Annotated in this window: 26 protein-coding genes and 1 tRNA gene; 18 read left to right on the top strand and 9 right to left on the bottom strand. The window is 62.3% G+C overall.

Annotation, left to right across the window (positions count from 1 at the left end):
* Nucleotides 1–33: 33 nt before the first annotated feature.
* On the bottom strand, nucleotides 34–1,416 hold the full coding sequence (glmU, locus tag ACNAOH_RS11520) for a bifunctional UDP-N-acetylglucosamine diphosphorylase/glucosamine-1-phosphate N-acetyltransferase GlmU (RefSeq protein WP_443970318.1): 1,383 nt from the start codon (nucleotides 1,414–1,416) through the stop codon (nucleotides 34–36).
* A 93-nt stretch (nucleotides 1,417–1,509) separates the two neighbouring features.
* Here glmU and ACNAOH_RS11515 point away from each other — a divergent pair, with 93 nt between their 5' ends.
* From ACNAOH_RS11515 to phoB, 9 genes are all read left to right on the top strand, one after another.
* Nucleotides 1,510–2,169 carry an HAD-IA family hydrolase gene (locus ACNAOH_RS11515; protein ID WP_443970317.1) on the top strand — a complete coding sequence of 220 codons (660 nt, stop codon included), beginning with the start codon at nucleotides 1,510–1,512 and terminating at the stop codon, nucleotides 2,167–2,169.
* 187 nt (nucleotides 2,170–2,356) lie between these two features.
* Nucleotides 2,357–2,671 (top strand): PspC domain-containing protein, encoded by a 315-nt coding sequence (locus tag ACNAOH_RS11510; protein WP_443970316.1) that lies wholly within the window; start codon nucleotides 2,357–2,359, stop codon nucleotides 2,669–2,671.
* A gap of 106 nt (nucleotides 2,672–2,777) precedes the next feature.
* Nucleotides 2,778–4,022, top strand: coding sequence for an ATP-binding protein (locus tag ACNAOH_RS11505; protein ID WP_443970315.1), 1,245 nt, complete (start codon nucleotides 2,778–2,780; stop codon nucleotides 4,020–4,022).
* 94 nt (nucleotides 4,023–4,116) lie between these two features.
* On the top strand, nucleotides 4,117–5,166 hold the full coding sequence (locus tag ACNAOH_RS11500; protein ID WP_443970314.1) for a substrate-binding domain-containing protein: 1,050 nt from the start codon (nucleotides 4,117–4,119) through the stop codon (nucleotides 5,164–5,166).
* 40 nt (nucleotides 5,167–5,206) lie between these two features.
* Complete coding sequence (pstC, locus tag ACNAOH_RS11495) at nucleotides 5,207–6,589, top strand: phosphate ABC transporter permease subunit PstC (protein ID WP_443970313.1); 1,383 nt, start codon at nucleotides 5,207–5,209, stop codon at nucleotides 6,587–6,589.
* Between the two features lie 38 nt (nucleotides 6,590–6,627).
* The gene (pstA, locus tag ACNAOH_RS11490) at nucleotides 6,628–7,881 is read left to right on the top strand and encodes a phosphate ABC transporter permease PstA (RefSeq protein ID WP_443972122.1); all 1,254 of its coding nucleotides are present in this window, start codon (nucleotides 6,628–6,630) and stop codon (nucleotides 7,879–7,881) included.
* Between the two features lie 8 nt (nucleotides 7,882–7,889).
* Nucleotides 7,890–8,666, top strand: a complete 777-nt coding sequence (pstB, locus tag ACNAOH_RS11485) for a phosphate ABC transporter ATP-binding protein PstB (protein ID WP_443970312.1) — start codon at nucleotides 7,890–7,892, stop codon at nucleotides 8,664–8,666.
* Between the two features lie 25 nt (nucleotides 8,667–8,691).
* On the top strand, nucleotides 8,692–9,399 hold the full coding sequence (gene phoU, locus ACNAOH_RS11480; RefSeq protein ID WP_443970311.1) for a phosphate signaling complex protein PhoU: 708 nt from the start codon (nucleotides 8,692–8,694) through the stop codon (nucleotides 9,397–9,399).
* A 4-nt stretch (nucleotides 9,400–9,403) separates the two neighbouring features.
* A complete protein-coding gene (phoB, locus tag ACNAOH_RS11475; RefSeq protein ID WP_443970310.1) occupies nucleotides 9,404–10,099 on the top strand; it encodes a phosphate regulon transcriptional regulator PhoB in 696 nt (231 codons plus the stop codon).
* A 298-nt stretch (nucleotides 10,100–10,397) separates the two neighbouring features.
* On the opposite strand, the gene ACNAOH_RS11470 is transcribed toward phoB, so the two are convergent.
* Nucleotides 10,398–11,822: a porin gene (locus tag ACNAOH_RS11470; RefSeq protein ID WP_443970309.1), complete on the bottom strand. Its 1,425-nt coding sequence runs from the start codon at nucleotides 11,820–11,822 to the stop codon at nucleotides 10,398–10,400.
* A gap of 127 nt (nucleotides 11,823–11,949) precedes the next feature.
* Between ACNAOH_RS11470 and ACNAOH_RS11465 the strand changes: the two genes are divergently transcribed.
* Nucleotides 11,950–13,023 (top strand): hypothetical protein, encoded by a 1,074-nt coding sequence (locus ACNAOH_RS11465; RefSeq protein WP_443970308.1) that lies wholly within the window; start codon nucleotides 11,950–11,952, stop codon nucleotides 13,021–13,023.
* Here the strand turns inward: ACNAOH_RS11465 and ACNAOH_RS11460 are convergent.
* Both ACNAOH_RS11460 and epsC read right to left on the bottom strand, forming a co-directional pair.
* Entirely contained in the window at nucleotides 13,020–13,358 is a 339-nt protein-coding gene (locus ACNAOH_RS11460) for a DUF2794 domain-containing protein (protein ID WP_443970307.1), read from the bottom strand. The two genes, ACNAOH_RS11465 and ACNAOH_RS11460, sit on opposite strands and share 4 nt — an antisense overlap.
* Nucleotides 13,358–14,062 (bottom strand): serine O-acetyltransferase EpsC, encoded by a 705-nt coding sequence (gene epsC, locus ACNAOH_RS11455; RefSeq protein ID WP_443970306.1) that lies wholly within the window; start codon nucleotides 14,060–14,062, stop codon nucleotides 13,358–13,360. Before epsC ends, ACNAOH_RS11460 begins: the two co-directional genes overlap by 1 nt.
* 168 nt (nucleotides 14,063–14,230) lie before the next feature.
* On the opposite strand from epsC, the gene ACNAOH_RS11450 reads away from it, so the two are divergent.
* Nucleotides 14,231–15,004, top strand: coding sequence for a sulfite exporter TauE/SafE family protein (locus ACNAOH_RS11450; RefSeq protein WP_443970305.1), 774 nt, complete (start codon nucleotides 14,231–14,233; stop codon nucleotides 15,002–15,004).
* 40 nt (nucleotides 15,005–15,044) lie between these two features.
* Nucleotides 15,045–15,974, top strand: a complete 930-nt coding sequence (locus ACNAOH_RS11445) for a hydrogen peroxide-inducible genes activator (RefSeq protein WP_443970304.1) — start codon at nucleotides 15,045–15,047, stop codon at nucleotides 15,972–15,974.
* On the opposite strand, the gene ACNAOH_RS11440 is transcribed toward ACNAOH_RS11445, so the two are convergent.
* From ACNAOH_RS11440 to pgsA, 3 genes are read right to left on the bottom strand one after another with little or no spacing between them, the layout of a single operon-like run.
* Nucleotides 15,971–16,429, bottom strand: a complete 459-nt coding sequence (locus ACNAOH_RS11440; protein ID WP_443970303.1) for a molybdenum cofactor biosynthesis protein MoaE — start codon at nucleotides 16,427–16,429, stop codon at nucleotides 15,971–15,973. The genes ACNAOH_RS11445 and ACNAOH_RS11440 overlap by 4 nt on opposite strands.
* A complete protein-coding gene (gene moaD, locus ACNAOH_RS11435; RefSeq protein WP_443970302.1) occupies nucleotides 16,422–16,682 on the bottom strand; it encodes a molybdopterin converting factor subunit 1 in 261 nt (86 codons plus the stop codon). Before moaD ends, ACNAOH_RS11440 begins: the two co-directional genes overlap by 8 nt.
* A 3-nt stretch (nucleotides 16,683–16,685) precedes the next feature.
* Nucleotides 16,686–17,252 carry a CDP-diacylglycerol--glycerol-3-phosphate 3-phosphatidyltransferase gene (gene pgsA / locus ACNAOH_RS11430; RefSeq protein ID WP_443972121.1) on the bottom strand — a complete coding sequence of 189 codons (567 nt, stop codon included), beginning with the start codon at nucleotides 17,250–17,252 and terminating at the stop codon, nucleotides 16,686–16,688.
* A 152-nt stretch (nucleotides 17,253–17,404) separates the two neighbouring features.
* On the opposite strand from pgsA, the gene ACNAOH_RS11425 reads away from it, so the two are divergent.
* Nucleotides 17,405–18,718, top strand: a complete 1,314-nt coding sequence (locus ACNAOH_RS11425) for an MFS transporter (protein ID WP_443970301.1) — start codon at nucleotides 17,405–17,407, stop codon at nucleotides 18,716–18,718.
* 13 nt (nucleotides 18,719–18,731) lie between these two features.
* Here ACNAOH_RS11425 and ACNAOH_RS11420 read toward each other — a convergent pair whose 3' ends face one another.
* Nucleotides 18,732–18,932 (bottom strand): hypothetical protein, encoded by a 201-nt coding sequence (locus tag ACNAOH_RS11420; RefSeq protein WP_443970300.1) that lies wholly within the window; start codon nucleotides 18,930–18,932, stop codon nucleotides 18,732–18,734.
* Nucleotides 18,933–19,117: 185 nt separating this feature from the next.
* Between ACNAOH_RS11420 and ACNAOH_RS11415 the strand changes: the two genes are divergently transcribed.
* The gene (locus ACNAOH_RS11415) at nucleotides 19,118–19,681 is read left to right on the top strand and encodes a phosphoribosyltransferase (protein ID WP_443970299.1); all 564 of its coding nucleotides are present in this window, start codon (nucleotides 19,118–19,120) and stop codon (nucleotides 19,679–19,681) included.
* Nucleotides 19,682–19,753: 72 nt separating this feature from the next.
* Here the strand turns inward: ACNAOH_RS11415 and ACNAOH_RS11410 are convergent.
* Nucleotides 19,754–19,827, bottom strand: a tRNA-Cys gene (locus ACNAOH_RS11410).
* Nucleotides 19,828–20,064: 237 nt separating this feature from the next.
* Here ACNAOH_RS11410 and ACNAOH_RS11405 point away from each other — a divergent pair.
* From ACNAOH_RS11405 to ACNAOH_RS11390, 4 genes are all read left to right on the top strand, one after another.
* The gene (locus tag ACNAOH_RS11405) at nucleotides 20,065–20,718 is read left to right on the top strand and encodes a protein-L-isoaspartate O-methyltransferase family protein (protein WP_443970298.1); all 654 of its coding nucleotides are present in this window, start codon (nucleotides 20,065–20,067) and stop codon (nucleotides 20,716–20,718) included.
* Between the two features lie 59 nt (nucleotides 20,719–20,777).
* Nucleotides 20,778–22,190 (top strand): TolC family outer membrane protein, encoded by a 1,413-nt coding sequence (locus ACNAOH_RS11400; protein ID WP_443972120.1) that lies wholly within the window; start codon nucleotides 20,778–20,780, stop codon nucleotides 22,188–22,190.
* A gap of 15 nt (nucleotides 22,191–22,205) precedes the next feature.
* On the top strand, nucleotides 22,206–22,784 hold the full coding sequence (locus tag ACNAOH_RS11395; protein ID WP_443970297.1) for a DUF2497 domain-containing protein: 579 nt from the start codon (nucleotides 22,206–22,208) through the stop codon (nucleotides 22,782–22,784).
* Nucleotides 22,785–22,946: 162 nt separating this feature from the next.
* Nucleotides 22,947–25,664 carry a valine--tRNA ligase gene (locus ACNAOH_RS11390; protein WP_443970296.1) on the top strand — a complete coding sequence of 906 codons (2,718 nt, stop codon included), beginning with the start codon at nucleotides 22,947–22,949 and terminating at the stop codon, nucleotides 25,662–25,664.
* The last annotated feature ends 1 nt before the right edge of the window (nucleotide 25,665 follow it).

Here is a 25,665-nt window from a genome sequence, read left to right as displayed (position 1 = left end):
TAGGGGCGATCGACTGAGTGAGACAAGGCGCGATTAGTGAGCCGATGACGCCGCGGCCTTGCGCGCCTTCATTCGCTCGCGGAAACGCTTGGCCCAGCCCGCTTTCTCTTCCTGCGGCGGACGAACAAGAGCAAGGGCGCCAGCCGATACGTCCCTGGTGACGACGCTGCCTGCACCGACGATGGCGTTGTCGCCGATCGTCACCGGGGCGACAAGCGCACTGTTCGATCCGATAAAGGCGCCCGGACCTATCTGGGTGCGATATTTGAGGAAGCCGTCGTAATTGCAGGTGATGGTCCCGGCACCGATATTCGCCTCCGCGCCGACGCTGGCATCTCCGATATAGGACAGATGATTGACCTTGGCTCGCTCGCCGATCGTCGCTGCCTTCACTTCCACGAAATTGCCGACCTTGGAACCAGTCTCCAGCACCGTGCCGGGCCGCAGGCGTGCATATGGGCCAACAGACACCCCGCTCGCGATGTGGGCACCCTCGATATGCGAGAAGGCGTGTACCACCGCGCCTTCCTCCACCGTCACTCCGGGACCGAATACGACGTTCGGCTCGATGGTCACATCGCGGGCCAGTTGTGTGTCGAAGGAGAACCAAACGGTTTCCGGCGCGATGAGAGAGACGCCGTCACGCATCGCCTGGGCCCGGCGCCGTTCCTGCCAGCTTCCCTCGACACTGGCCAATTCCGCTCGGCTGTTCACACCCGCGACTTCCCAGGCTGCCGTCTCCACAACGGCGCTGGTGGCGCCGGGGAGCATCACGATGTCGGGAAGATAATATTCGCCCGCGGCATTTTCGTTGCCGATCGCATCAAGCAGCACGAAGAGATCGGCAGCGCGCACAGCCATGAGCCCGGAATTGCACAGAGTGACGGCGCGCTCCTCGGCGGTCGCGTCCTTGAATTCCACCATCTTCTCGATGATGCCTTGGCCGTTCGCGATGATGCGGCCATAAGCCGCGCTGTCCTCAGGCCGGAAGCCGAGCACGACCGCGCGCGGTTCGTCGCCTCGCGTCAGCCTGTCCAGCATGGCGCGCATCGTTTCGGCACGCACAAGCGGCACGTCTCCGTAAAGGATCAGGACATCACCGGCAAAACCTTCGAGCGCCGCCTTGGCCTGCATCACGGCGTGCCCGGTCCCCAGTTGTTCGGCCTGCACAGCGACCGCGACGTCATGGCCGGCCACGGCTCTCTCGACCTGTTCGCGACCAGCACCGACCACGACAATTTTCCGTTGAGGCGCCAGCGTCTCGATCGTCCCGAGCAGGTGCAGCAGCATGGGTCGCCCCGCGACCGGATGGAGCACCTTGTGCAGGGAGGACTTCATCCGTGTCCCCTGCCCGGCTGCTAGGATGACGACGGCAAGCGGGCGATCGTTTGCATGGCTGTTCGTAAGCTCGTTCATGGCGATGTCCTGCCATCAAATGCTTGTGGTTTCCACTACAGGGCGCCAAGGCTCGCGCGAATTCTCCCATCAAGAAGGCAATCCGGCGAAAATATGTTCGACCTTGTCGGTTTCGATCTCGACGGCACGCTCGCGGATACCGCCGCTGATGTCGCCCACGCCACCAACCACGCCCTGTCCCTCGCCGATATTCCTCCGCTCCCCATCGAGACCATCAAGCGCTTCGTGGGGGGCGGGGCTCGGCTGACGCTGCTCCGGGCGCTCCGCAACACCGGTCACGACGAAGCGATGGTCGACACGCTGCTACCTCACTTGATCGACCATTATGCAGCGCATATTGCCGACCATAGCTTGCCCTATCCGGGCGTCGAGGAGACGCTCGACCAGTTGGTGGCCGCCGGGGCGCGGCTCGCCATCTGCACCAACAAACGAGAAGGACTTGCGCGCCTGCTGATCGATGCGCTGGGCTGGCAAGACCGCTTTGTCGCTATTGTTGGGGGCGATAGCGTGGGCATCCTCAAGCCCGACCCTGCCCCGCTGGCGGCAATGATCGAACGAGCAGGCGGCGGCACCACGCTTTTCGTGGGCGACAGCGACAATGATACCCGAGCAGCGCAGGCGCTGGGCATCCCCGTCGTGCTTTTCACCTCCGGCTATGGCGAGCCGTTCGACCCGTCGAGCCTGCGCGCCGACGCAGTCATGTCCTCATTCGACGCGCTGCCCGCTCTCGCAAGGAACCTGTTCGACCGCTAGCGACGGTTCTCCGTCTAAATGGTGGATTATCCCAACTGTTGGGCATCCGTGATGCGCAGGCCATTGACTACCGTCTCTGCCGCCGGGGAAAAATCCAGCATAGCCATGTTTTCGCCAAGTTGGCACGCCTTGTGCTTTTCGGGACGCAACAGGCAGATCAGCCGCCCAACTGAACGAGGATGACGATATGACCGACCCACAGCCCCACAACCTCTTTGCCCGTGGCGACACGATTTTCGGTGTTTGTGAAGCGATCGGTCAGGATTTCGGCTTCAATCCCAACTGGCTGCGCGTCGCGTTCGCGGTGCCGCTTCTTTACAGCCCGGTGGTGGCGATCGCGAGTTATGCCGGTATCGGAGCCATCGTCGCTATCTCGCGCGTCGTGTTTCCTCGCAAGGTCAGCGATTCGCTCGTGCCCGCGGAGGAAGCTCCGAGTTCCGAAGTGAGCGCGCCGGTTACCCGCGGGGAGATTACCGAAGTGGCTTACGCTCACGCTGCTTGAGACGTCTGTCATAAATTCGTTGCAAATCTCGCCCTAAGCCGTCGCGGCCATGCCTAAAATGTTCTAGGCGGTAAGAACTATTTCTAACTGGCTCAGGCGCGTACGCATGTCTCGAAGCTCCTGGATCGCGACCGCCTGTCTGGCTGCTGGCGCGGTTGTCATCCTTCTCCTGACACATAGTCTGGATGCCGCCGTCGCGGGCGCGGTGGCCGGAGCCATTGCCGTGGCGCTGGCGGTTGAAACAAGCGGACGCTCCCGCATTTCGCAGCGTGTCGAGCCGAGCGATGACGCGTCCCGGTCTTCGGGAGAGATCGCCCGAAACGCCGCGCTTATCGCTGGCATTCCTATCCCCATCCTCGTCGTCGAGCAGGGCCGGATCGTCGAAGCCAACGCATCTGCGACTGAGCTATTAGGCAATCATATCCTCGGCGCGGACGTGCGGCTCGCCATTCGCAACCCGGCGGCGCTGGATCTCATCCTGAGCGAGCGGACCCGCGAGGTATCCGCAACTATCGAAATGGTGGGCCTTGGCGGCGCCGAGCAGCGCTGGTCGATGCGGATCGTGCCCCTTGCAAACGAAACCAAGTTGCTCGCGCTGCTCGACCAGAGCGGTCGCCATGCCGCCGAGCGGATGCGCGTAGATTTCGTCGCCAATGCCAGCCATGAGTTGCGCACGCCGCTTGCCGGAATCCTCGGTTTCATTGAGACGCTCCGCGATCCCGTGGCCGGCGCAGACGCGAAGACACGGGAGCGCTTCCTCTCCATCATGGACGGCGAAGCGCGACGTATGCAGCGCCTCGTCGACGATCTCATGTCGCTTTCGCGCATTGAGGCGGACAAATATCGCGCGCCGGCCAGCCCCGTGGGGTTGACGCTCCTCGCCGAGGAAGTCGCGGACGTCTTTCGCAATCGGACGGACTTTGCAGGGCGCGGTATCGAAATCATATCCGCGCCCGATCTGCCTCCCGTACGCGGCGACCGCCCGCAGATAAGCCAGCTCCTGCATAATCTCGTCAGCAACGCGATTAAATATGGCGCCGCCGGCACTCCTATCACGATAAGTTTGACGAGCGCCGAACGCGACATGGTGCGGCTGACAGTGACCGATCGCGGCGAGGGCATCCCGCCCGAACATATCCCGCGCCTGACCGAGCGCTTCTATCGGGTTGATTCGGGCCGGAGCCGCGCCATGGGGGGAACGGGTCTCGGACTCGCCATCGTCAAACATATTGTGGAGCGCCATCGCGGGCGACTCGACCTGACAAGTACGGTGGGCAAAGGCACCACCGTGACAATCGATCTCCCGATTTACGCGGAATCCGAGCTTTCTGAGCTCATGTCACAAAACTGAAACCGGACTGTCACATTGCCGCGCCGAAACCGCTCTAAAGCGCAGCCGGAACGATCGGCGCAGAGCGAAGCCTTTCTCTCGGGAGTGACTTTTCATGTTCAGAGTTTCCGTCCTGCTGGCGGTATCGACCATTGCTCTCTCCGCCTGTTCGGACCCTGCTTCGACTGGCGCGGGCGGCGCGCGCGACCAGATCCGCGCCGTCGGTTCCTCGACCGTCTTCCCCTTCGCTACCGCCGCCGCAGAGCTCTTCGTTCAGGCCAATCCCGGCATGAAGTCGCCGATCATCGAGTCGACAGGCACCGGTGCGGGCATGAAGCTGTTTTGCGCCGGCGTCGGCAGCCAGCATCCAGACATCGAAGATGCATCGCGCCGGATGAAGAAGGCCGAGTTCGACCAGTGTCAGGCCAACGGCGTGAAGGACATCATAGAGGTTCAGATCGGCGTTGATGGTCTGGCCTTCGCGGAATCGAAGCAAGGCCCCGGCCTCAAGCTGACGCCCGCAACGGTTTACAAGGCGCTCGCCGCCAATCCGTTCGGCAAAGGCCCAAACACCGCCAAGACGTGGAAGGATGTGGACCCAAGTCTCCCGGCAGTTGCGATCAGCGTCTTCGGCCCGCCTTCGACGTCCGGTACGCGCGATTCGCTAGCCGAGCTCGTGCTGACCAAGGGCTGCGAAAGCGACCCGGCAATGAAGGCGCTCAAGGAAGCCGACGAGGCGAAGCACAAGCAGCTCTGCACGCAAATCCGCGAGGATGGCGCGTATGTGGACGCGGGTGAGAATGACAATCTCATCGTCCAGAAGCTCTCCGCCAACCCCGATGCGATCGGCGTGTTCGGCTTTTCCTATCTCGATGCCAATCGCGACAAGCTGAAGGATGTGCCGCTCGACGGTGTCGAGGCGAGCTACGAGACGGTGTCCACAGGCAAATATCCCGGCGCGCGTCCTCTCTACATCTATGTGAAGGAAGCCCACATCACAGCGGTTCCGGGGCTAAAGGCCTATGTGGAGACCTTCGCCAAGAACTGGGCCGCCGGCGGCACGCTCGCCAAGCGTGGCATGGTTCCGGCCACCGACGCTGTGCAGCAGGCCAACGCCCAAATCGTGACAAACCTCACCATACTTAACGGCGCCGATCTGAAGTGAAAACGGTGAGCATTGCAACGATGGCCCGAGTGGCGCTCCGATGAAAACCAGCATCGTCCTGCTGCTCGTCCTCGGCCTCGCGGCCGTGGCGTGGCTCGCCTCGCGCGCCAAGGCAACGCGGCTTCAGGCAAGCGCCGGGCGGCTCGCGACGAATAGCCGGCCGTCCCAGCATGGCTGGTACGTCGCGCTGTGGACAGCGGTGCCGGCGCTGATTTTCCTCGCGATTTGGGGGAATGTCTCTCCCGGCCTCGTCACCCATGATGTGCTTGCGTCGCCAGCCGCAGCCGGTTTGCCGGCCGACAGCTTTTCGCGTGCGTCCATCCTCTCCGAGGCGCGTGCAATCGCGACGGACAAGCAGACTGGCGCCTTCAACCCCGCATCCGAGCCGCTGGTCGAGCCCTATCGCAATGCAACGCGCAAATTCGCCCTGATCGGCGCCGCGCTGGCCGCAATCCTTGCCTTCGCGGGTGCGGCTTATGCCTATTCGCGCGTTAGCCCCGCATTCACCGCCCGCACCCGCGTCGAGCGCATGGTGATGTGGTCGTTGCTTCTCGCTTCGCTCATCGCGATCATCACGACGCTGGGCATCGTCGCTTCCCTGCTTTGGGAAAGCCTGCGCTTCTTCTCGATGGTAAGCCCGCTCGACTTCCTGTTCGGGCTCAAATGGAGCCCGCAGTCGGCGGCGCTCGGCTACGGCAACGAGGACGCATTCGGCGCAGTGCCGCTCTTCTGGGGCACCATCTTCATTGGCGCGATCATCGCCATGATCGTCGCGATCCCGCTCGGACTGATGAGCGCGATCTACCTCACGCAATATGCCAGACCGCAGGTGCGCAAGTGGATGAAACCCATGCTGGAGGTGCTCGCGGGCGTCCCTACCGTAGTATACGGCTATTTCGCCGCGCTCACCGTGGCACCAGCGCTGCGCAGCTTTGCGGCGACCATTGGCATTCCCGGCGCATCATCGGAAAGCGCGCTCGCCGCTGGCCTCGTCATGGGCGTGATGATCATCCCTTTCGTCTCTTCCATGGCCGATGACAGCATCGCTGCCGTGCCGCAGGCCATGCGCGACGGCAGCCTCGCCATGGGCGCTACGCCGAGCGAGACCATCCGCCGCGTCCTCATTCCCGCGGCACTGCCCGGCGTTGTCGGCGGCGTTCTGCTCGCCGTCAGTCGTGCGATCGGCGAGACGATGATCGTAGTGATGGCAGCCGGTCTCGCGGCCAATCTGACGCTCAATCCCTTTGCCAGCGTCACCACAGTCACGACCCAGATCGTTCAGCTTCTGACCGGCGATCAGGAGTTCGACAGCGCCAAGACCCTTGCTGCCTTTGCGCTCGGCCTCGTGCTCTTCATCGTCACGCTGCTGCTCAACATTGTCGCGCTCCGTGTCGTGAAGCGCTACCGGGAGGCTTACGAATGAGCGGGCTCGTTCCCACCTCCGCGCCGCTGCCAGCCGGCATGACCCCGCGCGTTCCGACGGACTGGCGTTCCGATGCCATGCAGCGCCGTATTGCGCGTCGCTACGCCTCGGAAAGGCGCTTCCGCCTGCTGGGGTTGGGCGCCGTTCTGCTCTCTGCCGGCTTCTTGGCGTTTCTCCTCATCTCAATGATGTCGAGCGGCCTCAAGGGATTTACACAGACACAGGTCGATCTACCGATCGATTTCCCCCGCTCGGCAGTGATGATCGACCCCGCCTCGCTTGCGGTCGGTAATCCGCAGCAGGTCATCGCCAACGCAAATCTCGGCCCTGCGATCGATCAGGCGGCAAAACTCGCCTTCGGTGCGGATGGCGCCTCGCTCATCGGACCGGGCGCAACGCGGGCAGTGGGAGACACGATCATAGCGGATCCCACAATCCTGTCCCGCAAGGCGACGATCCGCGTGCCGGCGTCCGAGGGGATCGACGTCGCAGCCAAAGGCACGGGAACGCCCGAAGCGGAAGACGCCGCGCAGAAGCTGCGCGCGCAGGGCGCGTTGTCGACTGCGTTCAATATCGGTTTCCTCACGGCAAGCGACGGCACAAATCCAACACAAGTCGGCATATGGGGCGCTTTCAAGGGGTCGCTGCTCACAATGGCTGTGACATTGCTCCTCTCCTTCCCGATCGGCGTGCTGGCTGCGCTTTATCTGGAGGAATATGCGCCCAAGAACCGCTGGACCGACGTCATCGAGGTGTCGATCAACAATCTAGCTGCCGTGCCGTCGATCATCTTTGGCCTGCTTGGCCTCGCCATCTTCCTCAACCTCATGCACTTGCCGCGCTCGGCGCCGCTGGTGGGCGGGCTGACACTGGCGCTGATGACCATGCCCGTGATCGTCATTGCGGGGCGCAACGCAATCAAGGCGGTTCCTCCTTCAATCCGCGATGCCGCGCTCGGCATTGGCGCTTCACCCATTCAGGTCGTTTTCCACCATGTCCTGCCTTTGGCGCTCCCCGGCATTCTCACCGGCACCATCATCGGCATGGCGCGTGCTCTGGGCGAGACGGCACCGCTGCTGATGATCGGCATGCGCGCGTTCATTGCTTCGCCGCCCGGTGGGATCAGTGACCCAGCCACTGTGCTGCCCGTGCAGATCTTCCTCTGGTCCGACGAGGTGGGCCGCGGCTTTATCGAGAAGACCTCCGCCGCGATCATTGTGCTTCTCGTCTTTCTCCTCGCGATGAACGGCATCGCGATCTATCTCCGCAACCGCTTCGAGAAACGGTGGTAAACCGACCCATGCCTTCAGCAACGACCACCACGACCAAGATGTCCGCACGGGACGTCAACGTGTTCTACGGCGCCAAGCAGGCGATCAACCGTGTCTCAATCGATGTCGATCTGGAGAACGTCACGGCGTTCATCGGCCCCTCGGGCTGCGGCAAGTCGACCTTCCTGCGGACGCTCAACCGCATGAACGACACCGTGGCGAGTGCCCGCGTCGAGGGGAATATCACGCTCGACGGCGAGGATATTTATGCGCCCAGCATGGATGTGGTGCAGCTACGCGCCCGCGTGGGCATGGTTTTTCAGAAGCCCAATCCCTTCCCCAAGTCGATCTACGAAAATGTCGCCTATGGCCCGCGCATTCACGGGCTGGCACCGGGCAAGGCAGAGCTGGACGAGATCGTCGAAAAGTCGCTGCGGCGTGCCGGGCTATGGGATGAAGTGAAGGACCGACTGCACGACAGCGGGACTGCCCTTTCGGGCGGCCAGCAGCAGCGTCTATGCATCGGACGGGCGATCGCCGTGGAGCCGGAAGTCATCCTGATGGACGAGCCCTGCTCGGCGCTCGACCCGATCGCCACTGCCAAGATCGAGGAACTCATTCACGACCTCCGTGGAAATTACGCGATCGTGATCGTGACGCACAATATGCAGCAGGCCGCTCGCGTCAGCCAAAAGACGGCATTTTTCCACTTGGGAACGCTGGTGGAATATGGCCCGACGGGTGAAATCTTCACCAATCCGCGCGAAGAGCGCACCAAGGATTATATCACCGGTCGCTACGGCTGACCGCTCAGGAACGGATGGCAGGACCATGAACGATCATACCGTCAAGGCGTTCGACGAAGACCTCAACGGCCTGCGCGCCCTCATTGCGGAAATGGGGGGCCTGACCGAGGCGGCCATCGACGACGCAATGAAGGCGCTGCAGCAGCGCGATACCGTGCTCGCGGCGCGGGTCGTGGAAGGCGACAAGCGCATCGATGAACTGGAAGCGCGGATCGACCGTCTCGTCGTGCAGGTCATCGCCCTGCGTGCGCCAATGGCGGACGACCTGCGCGAGATCGTCGCTGCGATGAAGATCGCCGGCGTGGTCGAGCGCATGGGCGACTATGCCAAGAACATCGCCAAGCGCGTCCCCGTCATCATGACGGATGCGCGGATCGAACCGCTCTCGCTTCTTCCGTCCATGGCCCGGCTCGCCAGGGACATGGTGACCGACGCCTTGGATGCGTTCGCGGCGCGCGATCCTGATCGCGCTCTGGAAGTCATCGAACGCGACCGCGCGGTGGACGACTTCTACAACAGCATTTTCCGCACGATGGTGACCTTCATGATGGAAAACCCGAAAACCATCACGGAAAGCGCCCATATTCTCTTCGTCGCCAAGCATCTCGAGCGGATCGGTGACCACGCCACCAACGTGGCCGAAATGGTCCACTATGCCGCGACTGGAAATATGCCGCCGGAGCGCGAAAGAGAGACGAGCATAGAAGGCGCAGACGCGCCCACGGGAGACTGACGCCATGAACCGCGTGAAAATGCTTCTGGTCGAGGATGATGCCGCGCTGGTCGAACTCCTCTCATGGCACTTCGCTCGCGAGAATTTTGACGTGGCGACGACGCCCGATGGCGAGGAAGCACTGCTGCTGGCACAGGAGAAAGTGCCGGATATCGTCCTGCTGGACTGGATGGTGGAGAATCTCTCCGGCATCGAAGTATGCCGGCGCCTGCGCCGTATGCCCGCGACCGCAAATATTCCGATCATCATGCTCACTGCCCGCGGCGAGGAGGAGGACCGGGTGCGCGGACTCGAGACCGGCGCGGACGACTATGTCACCAAGCCTTTTTCCCCGCGCGAACTGATTGCCCGCGTGGGCGCAGTGCTACGCCGCGTCCGTCCGGCGCTGGCGGGAGAAATGCTGAGCTTCGCCGATGTCGAAATGGATACGGTCGGGCACAAGGTGCGGCGCTCTGGAGCGCCGATTTCACTGGGACCCACTGAGTTCCGCCTGCTGCGCCACCTGCTCGAGCATCCCGGCTGGGTCTTCTCGCGGGAGCGGCTGCTCGACAGTGTATGGGGGCAAGACAGCGAGATCGAGTTGCGTACCGTGGACGTCCATATCCGCCGGCTGCGCAAGGCAATCAACGCGGGGGGACGTCCTGATATTATCCGGACGGTGCGCTCAGCAGGCTATTCGCTGGACGCTGACGCCGCCTGATCGGCGTCAGACGAAGCCCTGATCGTTCAAACCGTCAAGGCCGACCATGGCCCGATCAAAAGGATGCATAGGAGTAACGCTGCTGCCGGCACGACCAGAAGAGCGGGCTTTCGTCGGGCAGGACGCCGCAAGACAAGGCGCATTTCGGTAGCGGCCGGAGCAAAAGGGACATCCCCGGCACAGCGCCCGCCTTCGATCACCCGAAAAATAGCCTGTCCGTCCATGCGCCTCTGCCTTCAAATCTGACAGAGCCATGCACCACTTTCTCTTACCGACAGGCTAACGCCGGCTGCTCCGCCTAGAAGTCGAGTTCGGCGCGAACTCCAAACACATCGACATTATAGTCCCGATCTGTCCCCGCCGCGATGATCGCGTCCGTGTAGCTCAGGTGGCCATAGTTGAAATTAAAGCGCAGATACTGAATCGGCGACCAGATGACACCGACGATCCCGCCATTTTGCGTGCCTCCAATGAGGCCAGCGTCGTTGAGGTCCAGATAATCATACCGCAAGTTGATCTGGATCGACCCGATGCCGCCCTTGCCCCACGGGTGCGCGGGTTTGGGTATGCCCATGATGCCGTTTGAATAAGCGCGCGTATCGCCCTTGGTCAGATAGTAGCCGACCTCGCCATAAGCTCCGAAGAAGGTCGGGTCCGCCAGGCCGGGGCGTAGCACACGCAGCCAGTGCCCCTCCGCCGCATAATGGAAGCGACCGAAGACGCCCGCAGTCTCCACGCCGTAACTCATCTCGCCAGTGCCGCGCGTCGTGACACCCAGAAAGCGGCTATTGACTGAGTGAAGGAAGGGCCGCTGCGCGTAGGTCTGCGTGCCTTCTCCCAGCCGATTGAAATCGCGCCAATGATAGGAGGTGGCGAAATGAAGCTGACTGCCGCTGGACAGCTTCGGCGCGAAGACCATCCGACCGTCCAGGCTGACGCTGTTGTTCTCGTCCCCGCCACTCACACCGTCGCTGCTGTTCGCCAGAGCGCGCACGTCATCCGTGAACACGCCGGCCTGTAGCAGCATCGGACCCTGCTGATATTGCACGGAAAGGCCCAGACGCCGCTCGAAGTTGAATGCGTCTGTGAAAGCGGCCCGCTCCATGACCGAGCCGGAGGTATCGCCGATCAACTCGTCAAGCGACTGGAAGCTGTTGTGATTCCCGAGCGTGACCAGCCAGCGATCCTTGCGATAGGTGATGAACGCATCGACAAGCTCAACCGCGTTATCAGCCAGTTCGAACTCAAGCTTGTAGCCGAAGCTCTCGTTCAGCATGCCCTCTCCGCCCAGCCGCAGCCGGCGGGTCTCATTCGAGAAGCCACGCGCCTTGTCTCGGATAGCAGAAGGGGTGACGAGATAGCCTGCGTCATATTGCAGCCGGCCTTTGACCTTGAACCGGGCGTCGTCCTGAACGAACTGGGGCGACCCGCGCCAGACGATGCTGGTCTGCTCATCCTTCTGCTCTGTGGACGCCGCGCTTGCGAGGGCTGCCCCAGACGCGGCCCCGCCTGCCGGAGCGGGTGTGACGGGCGCCGGCGCGGCAGCCGCGTTTGAAGCAGTTTTCGCATCGGCCTGATCCAGCCGCGCTTCAAGGGCCGCGACGGCCGCTTTCAGGCGCTCGATCTCCGCACGAAGCGCCGCGTTGTCATCTGGTGCCGCCGCGACCGCCGGGGACGCCGCGGAAATAAGCAGAACTGCTGCTGCGCTCTTGATGACCGACACTGCTTGCCTTCCCCCGGGACTGCGCCGGTCATTGCATACAGCGCAACATTCCGGAAACAATTCCATTCAACCTTGCGTTAAGCTGCTCTTTGTGTATTATATCAATAATACAGCATGAGGCGCGTCCATGTATAGCGATTCAGAACTCGACGCCGCAGCGCAGGCCGGCGTGCTCTCGCCCGAACATGTCCACGCGCTGCGCCTATATGTAGCCCGGCAGCGCGCCGCAAGCATTCCGGACGAAGAGCATTTCCGGTTTTTGACGGGTTTCAACGATATCTTCGTCGCTATCGCCATTGTCATCCTGCTGGTCGCCACGGCCTGGATCGGCAACGTCGTCGGACCGCTGAGCACTGGCCCAATGAAATCACCGCTCGGCGGCATATTGACGGCCGCCGCAGCTTGGAGCCTCGCGGAGTATTTCACGCGGGTTCGGCGTATGGCGCTTCCCAGCATCGTTCTTCTTCTGGGCTTCGCCTATGGTGTCGGATCGGCTGCTCTGGCGACTGGCGCGAGCCTTCTGCCGGATTCAGACGATCGAACCATGTCCCTTCTCATGAGCGCTGCGGCGATACTGACGGCCTTGGCGATCTTTGCCCACTGGCGTCGTTTCGCGGTTCCGATCACAATCGCAGCGCTCACGGCTGCCGTTGTTGCGACGATCTGCGGTCTGCTCGTTGCCTCCTTCCCCGCGCTGGAAAATGCGCCTTATGGTCCGGTCCTTGTATGCGGCCTCGCTGTCTTCGCTCTCGCGATGCGCTGGGACATGAGCGACCGCGAGCGAGTGACGCGCCGCGCCGATGTCGCCTTTTGGCTTCATCTCCTCGCCGCGCCCCTCATTGCCCACTCGCTTTTCAACCTACTGGGGGTTTTCCGCGAGGACATGTCCACAGGCACGGCAACCATCGTCATCGGCCTCTATCTCCTGTTCGGAGTCGTTGCCCTGGTCATTGATCGCCGCGCTCTGTTGGTTTCGAGCCTGGCCTATGTGCTTTACGCGCTTTACCAGCTTTTCCAGCGCGCGGGTGCAATCGAGCTGAGTGCTGCGCTGACCGCGCTTGTCATCGGTTCCGCGCTTCTCACCCTTTCAGCCTTCTGGCCGATTGCGCGCGGCACCCTTCTCTCCTGCCTTCCTTCAGGCCTCGCCGATCGATTGCCATTGCCCGGCCCTCAGTTGAAACCGGCGGCGACGCCGGCCTAGTCGACGATTTTAAGAAGACGGCGCTCGACCGGCGCAAGGATACCGGCAAGCTCCTGCCCCCGTTTGAGCACGGCGCCCGCTTCTCCGATCAGCGCCCACATGCCCTGGCGATGTCGCAGCGCGGGTCGCTTCTCGATGCGTACTTCCGGGCGCTCCGCCGTGCGGCGGAACGCGGAGAAGACAGCGACATCCCGGCCGAGATGAATCGCATAATCACGCCACTGGCCTGCCGAGACCATGCGTCCGTAGAGGTCCATGATACGGGAAAGCTCCGCGCGATCGAAACTGGTCTGGGTGGGCTGCGCAGCGCTGGGGAAAGGCGTGACGCTGCCCATCAGGCGCGGCTACGCGTCCGCTTCGGCGACGGACCAGCGTCCTCGGGGCGCGCCCGTTCCTCAAGCAGTTCGGCAAGCCGCTGGTGCAACTGCTCAACTTCGCACTGGAGCAGTTCCAGCTTCTGGGTCGCCGGATCGAGGGCATCGCAGCAGGGGGTGCCATAGGGCGTGAAGCGCTTCTGATATTCGCGTGCGTCGATCAGCGTCTGTCGCGCTGGGATGCCGATCATTACCGCCCCTTCGGGCACATCCTTCGTAACAACGGCATTGGCGCCGATCCGCGCGCGAGCGCCGACCACGATGGGCCCAAGCACCTGAGAGCCGGAGCCCAGTATCGCGCCGTCGCTGATTGTCGGGTGCCGCTTGCCGGCAATGCCATTGGCCGGGTCCGTCCCACCCAATGTCACGCACTGATAAATGGTGACATCGTCACCGATCTCGGCGGTCTCCCCAATCACGGTGAAGCCGTGATCGATGAAGAAGTTTTTGCCGATACGGGCGCCCGGATGAATATCTATCGCGGTGAGGAAGCGGGAGAAATGATTGACGGCGCGTGCAAGGAAATAGAGCCGTGCCCTGAACAGCCGATGTGCGACGCGATGAAAGCCAAGAGCCCAGACGCCGGGATAGAGAAGAATCTCGGCCCGTGACCGAGGCGCTGGGTCACGCGCTTTGATCGAATCAAGATAAGCAATCAAACCCATCAAATTCCACCCGCTTGGGACATGCACCTTTGAGTCCGTCGCCCGAAATTAGGGTCTAAGGACTTATTTTTCCAGAGCGGTGCTTCGTTTGCTTCTACTTACACGTTTCCGCCTTGCTTCTCCGCCCGTTCCAGCTATTGTTTATTAAATAAGTAGTAATAGGCCGACATGATCGAAAGCTTGCTGGGGCAGAGTGAGGCCCTTCTTCCCTTCATACTCGTGGGTTTCGGGGCGCAAATCATCGATGGCGCTCTGGGCATGGCCTATGGCGTCATTTCCAGTACGCTCTTGCTGGCGTTGGGTGTGCCGCCCAGTCGCGCGTCGGCTGGTGTTCACGCGGCCGAGACCTTCACCACCGGCGTCTCTGCTATCAGTCACATCGCTCATCGCAACGTGGACTGGGCGCTCTTCAGGCGGCTGGTTATCCCCGGCATCATCGGCGGCGTCGCCGGAGCCTATCTCCTCTCAAACATAGACGGAAACATCATAAAGCCCTTCATTCAGGCCTATTTGATCGGGATTGGCCTGTGGCTTCTGTGGCGTGGTTTCCGCTATCCGCCTCAGGCGAAGAGTCCGAAAGTCGTGGCGCCACTAGGCCTTATCGGTGGATTTCTCGATGCATCCGGCGGCGGTGGCTGGGGGCCGATGGTCACGTCCAACCTGCTCGTTCAGGGGAGTAGCCCGCGTCACACGATCGGCACGGTGAACACGGTTGAGTTCTTCCTCACCTTGTCGATCAGCATCACTTTTCTGCTCAACCTTGGCTGGGAAGTGCTGACCCAGGCAACCTTGGGCCTGCTCATCGGCGGTGTGGTCGCAGCGCCCTTCGGCGCGATGCTGGCGCGCCATGTACCCGCTCGGGCGCTGCTCCTCATGGTCGGCGTCGTATTGACGCTTACGTCGCTGTACGGGATTGGCCGATCTGCTGGCATCATCGGATAAAACGATTATATAAGGGCAGCCTAATCGCCAGGAGCGATCAATGTCTGCCTACATGCCCACGCTCAAGCAGCTTCAGTATCTCGTAGCGCTCAAGGAACACGGCCATTTCGGCCGTGCAGCGGATGCCTGCTACGTCACGCAGTCCACTCTCTCGGCGGGAATCCGCGAACTCGAGACGCTGATTGGGGTGACGCTAGTCGAGCGCACCCGCCGCATCGTGCGCTTCACGGCGCTGGGCAATCGCATCGTAGACAAGGCGCACCGCGTGCTTCGCGAGGCCGAAGAGCTTGCGGACATCGCGCAGGCGTCAGGCGCGCCCCTCTCCGGTGAACTGCGGATGAGCGTCATCCCGACCATCGCACCGTTTCTGCTGCCGCGCCTGCTGCCTCGGCTGCGCAGGGAGCGCCCACAGCTCAAGCTCTACCTGCGGGAAGAGACCAGTCACGCCGCGCTTGATTCGCTGCGTCATGGCCATGCCGACTGCGTGCTGCTGGCTCTCCCCTTCCCCTGCGGCGATGTCGACACCGAAATCCTCTTCACAGACCCGCTGCTCATCGCCTTCCCCAAGGACGATCCGCGCGACCCGCCAGCGCAGATCTCGCCAGAAGCGATCGACGGGAACCGGCTGCTGCTGCTTGAGGATGGCCATTGCCTCAAGGATCATGCCCTAGCGGCGTGCAACCGCTCGGAATTACGCTCCGAGGCAACGATCACAGGCACGTCGCTTCATACGCTGGTGCAGATGGTCGATAATGGGCTGGGCCTCACGCTGCTTCCGGAAATGGCAGTGCGTGGTGGGATTCTTGCCAGTACCAGCATTGTCGCTCGTCCTATCCGGTCGCCGAGCGCGCATCGCGACATCGCACTGATCTGGCGGCGCAACAGTCCGCGCGAGCACGAATTCAGGATGCTGGCCGAGATATTGCGCGAAGGGGCGGACCGGCGGGAGGAGACAGCCTCGGCCGCCTAGCTGTGCCAGCGCGCGGCACGTTCATCGTCGGCAGCCTTTGCTTCCACCCAACTTCGCGAGCCGTCTGCGCGTTGCTCTTCCTTCCAGAACGGCGCGGAGACTTTCAGCCAGTCGATTAGGAATGCGCAGGCTTCGAGCGCCGCCGAACGATGGGCCGACGCCACACCGACAAAGACGATGCGAGCGCCCACGGCCAGCGTACCGACACGATGGATGAGCGTGATCCCGAGCAAGGCCCACCGCACTCTAGCCTGGGCAACAACCGCTTCGAGCTGGCGCGCGGTCATGGCCGGGTAATGCTCCAGCCTGAGCGCCTCAATGCCTCCATCCTGCCGCACAAGGCCGGTGAAGCTGGCGACCGCACCGCCCTCCAGCGCTTCAAGCGCGGCGAGCTCCGCGCCGGGATCAAAATCCTCCTCGCCTATGCGAGTGACGATGCGCGGTGCCTCAGCCACCGGTTACCGGCGGGAAGAGCGCCAGCTCTCGCGCGTTGCCAATTTCAGCATCGAGGGTCACGAAGCTTTGGTCGAGCGCGGCACGCAACCGGCTCCTATCCGCGAACGCCGCTGCATGGGCGGGACTTTGCTGAGAGAGACGGTCGAGCAACTCGGTCACTGTCGTGCCGGAGGGTGGCATAGCAACCTGCTCCCCGTCCTGACCAATCCGCTCGCGGACCCATGCAAAATAGAGAAGCTGAAGCCCCGACACTGGTCAGTCGTTCATATGCTTGAGGCCGACCCGCAAATAGTCCCAACCTGTGATGAGGGTGAGCACGGCTGCGCCCCACAGTGTCGCCAGACCGATGGTCAACACCCACGGCCAGTGCGGCACGCCGCCCGACAGGATGAGCGCGCCCAGCGCGATGAGCTGGAACGCGGTCTTCCATTTGGCGAGTTGCGAAACGGGCATGGAAACCTTCAATCCCGCGAGATATTCGCGCAGTCCGGAGACGGCGATCTCCCGCAGAAGAATGACCATCGCCGCGACGATATGAACGCCCCGGATGTCGCGCGTCGCGCAGAGCATGAGGATGACCGCGCCAACCATGATCTTGTCGGCAATGGGATCGAGAAAGACACCCAGCTTCGACACGGTGCCTTGGGCACGGGCGAGATAGCCGTCGAAATAGTCGGTGATGCCCATCAAGCAATAGAGACCGAACGCAACCAGATATCCGGCGCGCCACTGGTTGCCCATCTCGGCAGGCCAGAGCAGCGCGACGAGCAGCGGCACGGCCAGGATACGGGAAAGCGTAAGGAGGTTAGGGAGGTACAGCACGGCGAATCCTGCTGCCACAGCCGGCCTGCCGAAACAAGCGAGCGCAGCTGGGCGCACGCCCGTCATCTACATCTTTCATCCTTCATAGTTCGACGTTACAAGCCGCCGCCAGGGCGACAGGTGTTTCGCCTGGGCTTTGAGTACTCGCCTTTATGCAGGCTTCTCTGCGGCTTCTGGGCAATCGCCGTTTCCTGCCGCTCTTCGTCACCCAGTTTCTCGGCGCGTTTAACGACAACCTCTTCAAGACGGCGATGATCCTCTTCGCCACCTATGTCGTCTACCGCGACCCGCAGCAGGAATCGAACTTCAACGCCCTGGCGACCGGGCTTTTCATTCTGCCCTTCTTCCTGCTCTCCGCGCTCTCCGGGCAGTTGGCCGACAATATCGATAAGGCGCGAATCATCCGGGTGGTGAAGACCGCGGAGATCGCGATCATGAGCGTGGGAGCCGCTGGCCTCGTGCTATGCGAATATTTGCCCATGCTGGGGGTTGGACTCATGCTGCTGGCGCTCTTCGCCATGGGCATTCACTCAACCTTCTTCGGCCCCATAAAATACGCGATTCTGCCCCAGCATCTTCATGAGGATGAAGTGCTGGGCGGCACCGGGCTTGTGGAGGCCGGCACTTATGTCGCGATCCTGGCGGGTACGATCGTCGCGGGCTGGATCAGCCCCAAACAGGCTGCGCTGGGCGTGATCGTCATTGCGTGCATAGGCTATCTGTCAGGCAGAATGGTGCCGCCGGCACCGCGACAAGGCCCACCCATCGAACTCGACTACAACGTGATCCGGGCCTCCTGGCGGCTCATCAGCGGAACCATGCACATTCGCCGCCTCTTCCTTGCCATCATGTCGATCAGCTTCTTCTGGATGATCGCGACCGTGCTCATCATCATCTTCCCGCCGATGGTGAAGAATGATTTCACGGCGAGCAAGGAAGTCGCCAGCCTGTTTCTGGCGATCTTCTCCATCGGTGTGGCGATTGGATCGGTCGCGATCAACCGGTTGCTCCAGGGCCATGTTTCCGCGCGCTATGCGCCTGCGGCCGTTCTTGTAATGGCTGGTTTCGTCTGGTTCTTCCAGTTCGTATCTAAGGACTGGACTCCCGCGCCCGCCGGCGTGCTGTATGACGTTTCGGGCTTCCTCGCCCATCCCCACAGCTGGCGCGTCCTTCTGGCCTTGTTCGGCATCGCGACGTTTGGCGGCATGTTCGTCGTGCCACTTTACGCGTTTCTCACCACCACGGTCGAGAAGAGCCAGACGGCACGCACCGTAGCGGCGAACAATGTCGTCAATTCGGGGGCAATGGTATTCGGTGCCCTCGTCATCATGGGCGCGATGGGCGCTGGGCTCAGTAACAGGGAAGCGCTGCTGACTGTTTGCCTGATGTGCGCTTTCTCAGCGGCTCTTGCGTTCAAGCTTCATCGCGTCTGCTGCCAGGACATGCCGGTCCCTCAAGGCGAGTAGCCCTGTCGGGCTCTCAGGCGATAAAGCTGTAAGCCACGGTGAAAAAGGCCGTGAAGCTCAGGAGAAAGAGCTTCCAGTCCTGATCGTCGGACTGCCGCGCGGCTTTACGCGCGTCTTCCTCGTTCTCCGGCGCGACGCGGAACACATTTTGAGGCAGGCCCATCCGGAAGGGGTGGCGTGCGACTTCGTTAGTTAGAACAAGCGACCGTCTCATGGGTCGAATGGTTACTAAATCGTTAACGCGTGTAAAGACAGTCGCTTCGCTTCTTTGTCCATCCGTGGGACATGATCGTCCCGGGTATCGCCACGTCTTGTGTCGTCGATAAACGAAGAGCCTCGTGACAGCGCCCGCCTCACTCGATTAAGCGATGGTCATATCTGAGCATGGAGCATCCTTAGATGACCGTCGAGAAGCGATATCTCTCCGCAAACGAGCTGCTCGCCGATTCCTTTCGGCTCGGCAACCGGGTGCTCGATGCGGGCTATCAACCCACACACATTGTCGGCATCTGGCGGGGCGGCGCTCCGGTCGGGATCGCGGTTCAGGAATTGCTCGAGTATCATGGGGTGATCGCCGACCATATCGCCATCCGCACGGCGTCCTACACGGGGATTGATCAGCAGGATCACGAAGTTCGCGTCTATTCACTGGGCTATCTCATCGACACACTCGAACCGACGGATCGCTTGCTAGTGATAGACGACGTGTTCGACAGCGGCCGGTCGATTGCGACCTTCCTGCACGAGCTTAAGGCCCGTTGTCGGCACAACATGCCCGAGACCGTGCGCATTGCCACGGTCTACTATAAGCCCAAGCGGAGCAAAGTGGCGATCGCACCCGACTTCTTCGTGCATGAGACGGATGAGTGGCTCGTGTTCCCGCACGAAATCAAAGGCCTCACGCCAGATGAAATCCGCGCCCACAAGCCTGAAGCAGCAATCATCCTGCGTCAGGCGGACTGAAAAGCGACGGACAGCACCCACGCGCCGGTCCTGGCGCGAGGAGCATCGCGAGTCGCAAAACGACAATAAAGGTGGAGGCCCGAGCCGGAATCGAACCGGCGTGCAAGGATTTGCAGTCCTCTGCGTAACCACTCCGCCATCGGGCCGGAGCCGCGCCCAATCCCCGCTTTGGAGGCATCTGTCAAGGAAGCGTTGTGCCCTTCGCGCCGGATGCGCCGGTCCGGGCCATTCAGAGCGCCGGTTTAGCAAGGATACGCAGATATGACGCACGCGGCATGCTGCGCTCGCGAAAACGGTTTTCTGTGCCGCCCTTCGGCGCTAGAGACGACACGCTGGCAGTTCGTGTATTGCCAGAACAATACAGCTGTGGCATCAGGGGCATCATGACCGAGCAGAATTTCCTGGGGATGCGGCGCGCAATGGTAGAAAGCCAGCTGCGCACCAACGATGTCAACGATCCGACCGTGATCGCCGCCATTCTCGCGGTGCCGCGGGAGGCCTTCGTGCCTGAAGCACGCAAGGATACGGCCTATGTCGACAGGCCCGTTCCGCTGGGTGGCGCGCGCGCCCTCAACGCCCCGCTCGCCACTGCGCGGCTCATCGTTGCAGCGCAGGTGCGAAAAGGCGAGAACGTGCTGCTGATTGGTGGCGCAACCGGCTATGCCGCTGCGCTGCTGGCCGAACTTGGCGCGAACGTTGTCGCGGTCGAGTCCGACGAGCGTCTGGCGGAAATGGCCGCCTCGGCGCTCAGCGGCCAGGCGGGCGTAACGGTCGAGAAAGCAGATTTGGCGGGCGGCTTTCCGCAGGGCGCACCTTATGACGTGATTCTGGTGGACGGTGCGATAGAGGCCTTCCCGAGCGGCTTGGCGGACCAGCTCAAGATCGGTGGACGCGCTGTCTTTGGCCGCGTCGATCGCGGCGTAACCAGACTGTGTTCGGGCACGCGCAGCGCCGGCGGCTTTGGTGCAGTGCCATTTCTGGATGCCGAAGCCGTGATCCTTCCGGGTTTTGCGGCTCCCAAAAGCTTCACTTTTTGATCGAACGGACCGTGCAAGTCATGCGTGCTTCCTTCCTCACCCGGGCGGCACTGGGCGCCATGCTGCTCGCCAGCGCGGCACAGCCCGCCAGCGCCGAAACGCTGCAGGAAGCGCTCGCAGCCGCATATCGCGACAATCCTACATTGAATGCGGCGCGATCGGGCCAGCGCGCGACCGATGAGACCGTACCGTTGGCTAAGGCGGCCGGGCGCCCGAGTGCGCAGCTTCAGGGACAGTATACTGACAACGCCTATCTGCGCCCGGCGAATCCTTTTCAGGCCGAGCATACCGGCGTCGTCCAGCTCGGCTTGTCCACGCCGGTCTATTCGGGAGGCACGGTAAGAAACAGCATCAACGCCGCCAAGACGCGCGTCGAGGCGGGGCAATTCACGCTGCGGGGCACGGAGCTCACTGTGTTTTCGCAGGTCGTCGCTGCCTACATGGACGTGATCCGCGATCAGGCGATTGTAGGCCTGAGCGAGAACAACGTGAATATCCTCGAAGTGAATTTGCGCGCCACGCGTGATCGCTTCGAGGTCGGCGATCTTACCCGCACGGACGTTGCCCAGTCCGATTCGCGGCTCGCCATCGCCCGGGGCGATCTGGAAACGGCCCGCTCGAACCTCATCGCGTCGCGTGAACGCTATACCCAGCTCGTCGGTCACGCCCCTGTCGACCTTCAGCAGCCCCCTGTCCTCCCCGGCCTGCCGGGATCACCAGATGATGCAGTGGACGTCGCTATCGCCAATAACCCGGACCTTGCAGCCGCGCGCAAGGCCCGCGAGGCCGCCGCTTATGACGTGCGCGTCGCGAAGGGCGCGCGCCTTCCCACGATATCTGTGGTTGGCAATGGCCGCCATACGACGGACTTCGGCTCAACCCCTGCTGCTGCGGGCTTCCAGAACTATGGCGAAAACCTGACCGTGGGCGCAACGCTGGCCCTGCCGCTTTATCAGGGCGGACGGCCAAGCGCTCAGGTCCGGCGCAATCAGGCGCTCGAGTCGCAGGCGATGGAGCAGGAAACGGCAAGCGAGCGCGATCTCGTCGCGCAGACGCGCGCCTTCTACGCGAGCTGGAAAGCGAGCAACACGATCATCGAATCGACGCGCGTCGCCGTCTCAGCAGCAGAGCTATCATTGGAGGGTGTGCGCGCTGAGAACACCGTGGGTTCGCGGACCATCCTCGACATTCTCGACGCCGAGCGCGAGGCATTCACTGCGCGCGTCCAGCACGTCACCGCACAGCGCAATTCCTATGTGGCCGGCTTTTCCCTGCTCGCGGCTATGGGCCAGGTCGAGGCCACGGATCTCGGCCTCGATGGCGGGTCTCTTTATGACCCGGTCGTCAACTACGAACGCGTGAAGGGCAAATGGAACGACTGGGCGGATGATCCCGCTCCAAAGCCGGTTTCATCAAGGACCGTTGACTCACCAGCTCAAAACGCGACAGTAGCGCCCGTTACGAATCCTTGATTGCCGGGGAAAATCATGGGCGCGCTGTCTAACGACCAGTCGATGGAGGAGATTCTCTCCTCCATAAAGCGGATCATTGCGGATGAAGACAACGCGCGCGCGGCCGGAATGCCGCGTCCGCCGCGGCGCAAACCCGTCATCAGATCCGTGCCGACACCTGAGATAGCTGAAGACGACCAGATTCTGGAGTTGACCGACGCCATTGTGCCGGATGACAGCTCCGCGGATGCCGGGGAAACGAACGCCAACGTTGCGCTCTTTCCTGTCGTAGAGAAGCCGGAAGTCGAGGAGAGCGAAGTCATGGTGAAGCCGCCGAGGAACGCCACGACTGCCGAAATCGGCGCGGCGTCTGAGGTGTCGGTTGACGCCGCTCCTGCCGTTATCTCGGACAGTAGCGCCGCGGCCGTAAGGGAGGCGCTTTCCAGCCTCTCGTCTTTGCTCATCAAGCCTGCGGATGCGCCATCGAACACACTTGAAGGGCTGGTGCAGGAGATGCTGCGGCCGATGCTCAAGGAGTGGCTCGACGCCAATCTTCCCGGACTTGTGGAAACCATGGTGAAGCGCGAGATCGAGAAGATCACCGGCCGAGTATAAAGGCCGGGCTGCCGCCTGAGCCAAGCAGTCCGGCAGGAACTGGCTTCACGCTGTATCGCGGTCGCTCGTGCGACCCTGCTCCATCACTTAATTTCACCTTGCGCCGTCGTGCCGCCGCTTTGGCTGGCGCGCCCGCACAAGAAACTTTAAGGGCCTTGCCCCATGTCCGAGCTTTCCAAGACTTTCGATCCCGCCGCCATTGAAGCGAAATGGTATGCCCATTGGGAAAAGGGCGGCCTGTTCCGCCCCGCGCGGCCCGATGCCGCGCCCTTCACCATCGTGAATCCGCCGCCCAACGTCACCGGGTCGCTGCACATCGGGCACGCTCTCGACAACACATTGCAGGATGTCGTCATCCGCTATGAGCGACTGCGCGGAAAAGACGCACTTTGGGTGGTCGGCACGGACCATGCGGGCATCGCCACGCAGATGGTTGTCGAGCGACAGATGGAAGCGCAGCAGGACAAGCGGACCAACTATACCCGCGAAGGATTCGTCGAGAAGGTCTGGGAGTGGAAGCGCGAGAGCGGCGGCACGATCACCGGCCAGCTGCGGCGTCTGGGCTGTTCGATGGACTGGAGCCGCGAGCAGTTTACGATGGACCCGCACTTCACCAAGGCGGTCGTAAAGGTCTTCGTCGACCTGTATAATCAGGGCCTCATCTATCGCGACAAGCGGCTGGTGAACTGGGACCCCAAGCTCAAGACCGCGATCAGCGATCTGGAGGTCGAGACCCGCGAAGTGCAGGGCGGTTTCTGGCATTTCCGTTACCCGCTGGCAGACGGCGTGACGCTGGATGGCCCCGGTATGGAAGGCCGCGACTATATCGAGGTCGCAACGACCCGGCCCGAGACGATGCTGGCCGATATGGCCGTCGCCGTGAACCCCGAGGACGCGCGCTACCAGAGCGTGATCGGAAAGTATGTGACGCTGCCGATTACCGGTCGCCGCGTGCCGATCGTCGCGGATGACCATGCCGACCCAGAACTGGGATCGGGCGCAGTGAAAATCACGCCGGGGCACGACTTCAACGATTTCGAGGTGGGTCGGCGTGCCGGCATCGCGGCGGGCGATATGCTCAACATGTTCGATGCCGAGGCGAACGTCGTGCAGACTGCCGACGGGCTGATTCCGGACGAGTATCTCGGCGTCGGGCGATTCGAGGCGCGCAGCCAAGTCGTCGCGCAGATGAAGGCGCTTGGCTTCCTCATCCCTCATGTCACCAGGGACAAGGAGGGTGATGAGACCGCGCATGAAGCCGAGCCCCGCACGATCCAGACGCCTTATGGCGATCGCGGCGGCGTGGTCATCGAACCATGGCTGACCGACCAGTGGTATGTCGATGCCGCAACGCTGGCTCAGCCCGCGATCGAGGCCGTGAAGTCCGGCGCGATCGAGATCGTGCCCAAGACGTGGGAAAAGACTTACTTCAACTGGATGGAGAACATCCAGCCCTGGTGCGTCTCCCGGCAATTGTGGTGGGGCCACCGTATTCCGGCATGGTTCGACGAAGACGGTAACGTCTTTGTCGCCGAAACCGAGGAGGAAGCACAGGCGCAGGCGGGCAACCGCAAGCTAACCCGCGACGAAGACGTGCTCGACACATGGTTCTCGTCCGCGCTCTGGCCCTTCGCGACCTTGGGTTGGCCGGAAAAGAGCAACCTGGTCGCCAAGCACTATCCCAACGATCTGCTGATCTCAGGTTTCGACATCCTCTTCTTCTGGGATGCGCGCATGGCGATGCAGGGCATCCACTTCATGAAGGATGTGCCCTGGAAGCGGCTGTACCTGCATGGATTGGTGCGTGCCGCCGATGGCCAGAAAATGTCCAAGTCCAAGGGCAATGTCGTCGATCCGCTCGGCCTGATCGACCAATATGGCGCGGATGCGCTGCGCTTCTTCATGGCCGCGATGGAGAGCCAGGGCCGCGACGTGAAGATGGACGAGAAGCGGGTCGAGGGATACCGCAACTTCGCGACCAAGCTCTGGAATGCCGTCCGCTTCGCGCAGGCCAATGGGATCGGCGCCAGCACCACACTGGCCGCGCCCACCGCGACGCTTGCGGTCAACAAGTGGATCATCGGCGAAGTGATCGAGACGCTCGGCGCGCTCGACAAGGCAATGGCGGACCTGCGCTTCGACGCGGCAGCAAGCGCCATCTACCGCTTCGTGTGGGATCGCTTCTGCGACTGGTATCTGGAACTGGTGAAGCCAGCCTTCGTGGATGGCGAGAAGGGCGAGATGGATGCCGAGACCAAGTTGGTCGCAGGCTGGGTGATCGACCAGATCCTCGTCATGCTCCACCCGTTCATGCCATTCATCACCGAGGAGCTTTGGAGCGCGCAAGGCGAGCGCCCCTATGAGCTGATCGTAGCGAAGTGGCCTGAGCCGCAGGCGCAGGTCGACGTTCACGCGAAAGCCGAGATCGACTGGCTGATCCGGCTGGTGAGCGAAGTGCGCGCCGCGCGCTCTGAACTCGGCGTGCCGCCCGGAGCGAAGCTTAGCGCCATAATCAATGACGCTTCGGCCCAGACCCGTGCTCGTATCGAACGGCTGGGGTCGTCGCTTTCCCGCCTGTCGCGGATCGAAGAGTGGCGTTTCGACGAGACCGTGAGCGGCGGTGCCGCACAGATCGTGGTGGATGAAGCGACATTCGTGCTCCCCCTCGAAGGTGTGATCGACATCGCGGCGGAGAAGGCGCGTCTCGCCAAAGCGCGCGATGCGGCGGACAAGGAAGCCAAGTCACTCGCCGGGCGCCTCTCCAATCCCGCGTTCGTCGAGAAGGCCAAGCCCGACGCCGTGGAGAAGGCCCGCGCCGACCATGCCGAGAAATCCGCCGAGGCCGAGCGGCTCGGTGCGGCGATGGCTCGGCTGGGATAAA

Source organism: Sphingobium sp. CR28, assembly GCF_052327305.1.
GTDB lineage: Bacteria > Pseudomonadota > Alphaproteobacteria > Sphingomonadales > Sphingomonadaceae > Sphingobium.
Note: the sequence above shows the minus strand (reverse complement) of the source record. Positions and strands in the feature narration are given on the sequence as shown.

What these genes read in the sequence shown, in the direction of transcription:
- glmU (WP_443970318.1), bottom strand. Translation starts at nt 1,416, where the DNA reads ATGAACGAGCTTACGAACAGCCATGCAAACGATCGCCCGCTTGCCGTC.
- ACNAOH_RS11515 (WP_443970317.1), top strand. Translation starts at nt 1,510, where the DNA reads ATGTTCGACCTTGTCGGTTTCGATCTCGACGGCACGCTCGCGGATACC.
- ACNAOH_RS11510 (WP_443970316.1), top strand. Translation starts at nt 2,357, where the DNA reads ATGACCGACCCACAGCCCCACAACCTCTTTGCCCGTGGCGACACGATT.
- ACNAOH_RS11505 (WP_443970315.1), top strand. Translation starts at nt 2,778, where the DNA reads ATGTCTCGAAGCTCCTGGATCGCGACCGCCTGTCTGGCTGCTGGCGCG.
- ACNAOH_RS11500 (WP_443970314.1), top strand. Translation starts at nt 4,117, where the DNA reads ATGTTCAGAGTTTCCGTCCTGCTGGCGGTATCGACCATTGCTCTCTCC.
- pstC (WP_443970313.1), top strand. Translation starts at nt 5,207, where the DNA reads ATGAAAACCAGCATCGTCCTGCTGCTCGTCCTCGGCCTCGCGGCCGTG.
- pstA (WP_443972122.1), top strand. Translation starts at nt 6,628, where the DNA reads ATGACCCCGCGCGTTCCGACGGACTGGCGTTCCGATGCCATGCAGCGC.
- pstB (WP_443970312.1), top strand. Translation starts at nt 7,890, where the DNA reads ATGCCTTCAGCAACGACCACCACGACCAAGATGTCCGCACGGGACGTC.
- phoU (WP_443970311.1), top strand. Translation starts at nt 8,692, where the DNA reads ATGAACGATCATACCGTCAAGGCGTTCGACGAAGACCTCAACGGCCTG.
- phoB (WP_443970310.1), top strand. Translation starts at nt 9,404, where the DNA reads ATGAACCGCGTGAAAATGCTTCTGGTCGAGGATGATGCCGCGCTGGTC.
- ACNAOH_RS11465 (WP_443970308.1), top strand. Translation starts at nt 11,950, where the DNA reads ATGTATAGCGATTCAGAACTCGACGCCGCAGCGCAGGCCGGCGTGCTC.
- ACNAOH_RS11460 (WP_443970307.1), bottom strand. Translation starts at nt 13,358, where the DNA reads ATGGGCAGCGTCACGCCTTTCCCCAGCGCTGCGCAGCCCACCCAGACC.
- epsC (WP_443970306.1), bottom strand. Translation starts at nt 14,062, where the DNA reads ATGGGTTTGATTGCTTATCTTGATTCGATCAAAGCGCGTGACCCAGCG.
- ACNAOH_RS11450 (WP_443970305.1), top strand. Translation starts at nt 14,231, where the DNA reads ATGATCGAAAGCTTGCTGGGGCAGAGTGAGGCCCTTCTTCCCTTCATA.
- ACNAOH_RS11445 (WP_443970304.1), top strand. Translation starts at nt 15,045, where the DNA reads ATGTCTGCCTACATGCCCACGCTCAAGCAGCTTCAGTATCTCGTAGCG.
- ACNAOH_RS11425 (WP_443970301.1), top strand. Translation starts at nt 17,405, where the DNA reads ATGCAGGCTTCTCTGCGGCTTCTGGGCAATCGCCGTTTCCTGCCGCTC.
- ACNAOH_RS11420 (WP_443970300.1), bottom strand. Translation starts at nt 18,932, where the DNA reads ATGAGACGGTCGCTTGTTCTAACTAACGAAGTCGCACGCCACCCCTTC.
- ACNAOH_RS11415 (WP_443970299.1), top strand. Translation starts at nt 19,118, where the DNA reads ATGACCGTCGAGAAGCGATATCTCTCCGCAAACGAGCTGCTCGCCGAT.
- ACNAOH_RS11405 (WP_443970298.1), top strand. Translation starts at nt 20,065, where the DNA reads ATGACCGAGCAGAATTTCCTGGGGATGCGGCGCGCAATGGTAGAAAGC.
- ACNAOH_RS11400 (WP_443972120.1), top strand. Translation starts at nt 20,778, where the DNA reads ATGCTGCTCGCCAGCGCGGCACAGCCCGCCAGCGCCGAAACGCTGCAG.
- ACNAOH_RS11395 (WP_443970297.1), top strand. Translation starts at nt 22,206, where the DNA reads ATGGGCGCGCTGTCTAACGACCAGTCGATGGAGGAGATTCTCTCCTCC.
- ACNAOH_RS11390 (WP_443970296.1), top strand. Translation starts at nt 22,947, where the DNA reads ATGTCCGAGCTTTCCAAGACTTTCGATCCCGCCGCCATTGAAGCGAAA.